We start from the raw sequence: 1,501 nt of genomic DNA, 5'->3' as shown, positions 1-1,501 counted from the left end.
GGTCGTCCAGTCGTGCGGCCACCTCCCTGCCCTCGGCGAGTCTGCGGAGGGACTCGTTCTGTTCGCCCTGCAGCACGGCGAACAGGCCGCTGATCCACAGTGCCTTGGCGCGTTCCGGGCTGTCCTCGCCCTCCAGGGCGAGTGCTTGGGAGAGCCAGCCGCGGGCTTCGGTGAACCCGCCGACGGAGAGCCAGAAGGGCCACAGCGCACCGGCCATGCCCAGCGCGGTGCGTGCCTGGCCGGGGGTGTCCAGGCAGTACTGCAGTGCCGCGCGGTTGTTTCCCCGCTCCGTCCCCATGCGGGCCAGCCAGTTCAGTTGGCGGGAGTCACGCCAGTCCCACTCGCCCTGTTCGGCGAGCCGCCGGTACCAGTCCAGGTGCCGGCGCCGCAGTGCTTCGTCCCGGCCGTCCGCGGCCAGTCGCTCCCGGCCGTAGACGAGCAGTGTCTCCAGCAGCCGGTAGCGCATCCGGGGCGCGCCGTCCTCGCTGACCAGCACCGACTTGTCCACCAGGGCGGTGATCAGGTCGAGGACGTCCGAGGGTTCGATGCCGTCCCCGGTGCAGACCTCTTCGACCGCCTCCAGGTCGAACCCGCCGCGGAACACGGACAGGCGTGCCCACAGCGACTGCTCCTGCTCGGAGCACATCCGGTAGCTCCAGTCGACCGCGGCCCGCAGGGTGCGGTGCCGTGGTGGCACGGCTCGCGTCCCGGTGACGAGCAGGCCCAGCCGGTCCTCGATGCGCTGCAGGATCTCCTGCGCCGACAGTTCCCGTATGCGGGCTGCGGCCAGCTCGATCGCCAGCGGGATGCCGTCGAGCCGACGGCAGATCTCGGCGATCGCGTCGGTCTGCTCCGCCGTCGGTTCCAGGCCCGCCCGCACCAGGGCCGCCCGCCGGAGGAACAGGCGCACGGCATCGGACCGGACGACGGTCTGCGGGCCGCCGTCGGCGTCCGGCAGGGACAACGGCGGGACGGGTAGCAGGGCTTCGCCGGGAACTCTGAGGGTCTGGCGGCTGGTGGCGAGCACCTTCAGCTCGGGAGCCGCCCGAAGCAGTTCGGTGACGAGCGTGCCGCAGTCCTCGATCAGATGCTCGCAGTTGTCCAGGACGAGGAGTACCGGCCGGGCCGCGACGAAGTCGCGCAGGATGTCCAGCGGCTGTCGCGACGACTGCTCCGCCAGCCCCAGTGCGTCGACGACGGTCTGGGGCACCAGCGTCCCGTCGGTGAGCGGGCCGAACTCGACCGTCCACACGCCACCCGGGAACGCGCGACGCAGATCCGCTGCGACCCTGTTCGCCAGCCGCGTCTTGCCGATGCCTCCGGCGCCGGTCAGCGTCACCAGGCGATTCTGCGCCAGCAGCTCTTTGGCCTGGGCCACCTCGCGGCGGCGACCGACAAAGGTTGTCAGCTCGACCATGATCCCATTCTACTGCGGTCCAGGTTCCGTATCAGGGTCGCCGGGACCGCTTGTTGCCGGTTCGACCTGCATGAACTTCCGAGG

General features: G+C 70.8%; 1 protein-coding gene. It reads right to left on the bottom strand.

Annotated elements, in window-relative coordinates:
* Positions 1–1,417, bottom strand: a 1,417-nt coding sequence (locus tag JS756_RS35700) for an ATP-binding protein (RefSeq protein WP_368861132.1), incomplete at its 3' end; no start/stop codon positions are given.
* Between the last annotated feature and the right edge of the window lie 84 nt (positions 1,418–1,501).

This window comes from Streptomyces actuosus (assembly GCF_016921115.1).
Classification (GTDB): Bacteria; Actinomycetota; Actinomycetes; order Streptomycetales; family Streptomycetaceae; genus Streptomyces; species Streptomyces actuosus_A.
The sequence above is the reverse complement of the archived record's forward strand: the minus strand, read 5'-3'. Positions and strand labels throughout refer to the sequence as shown.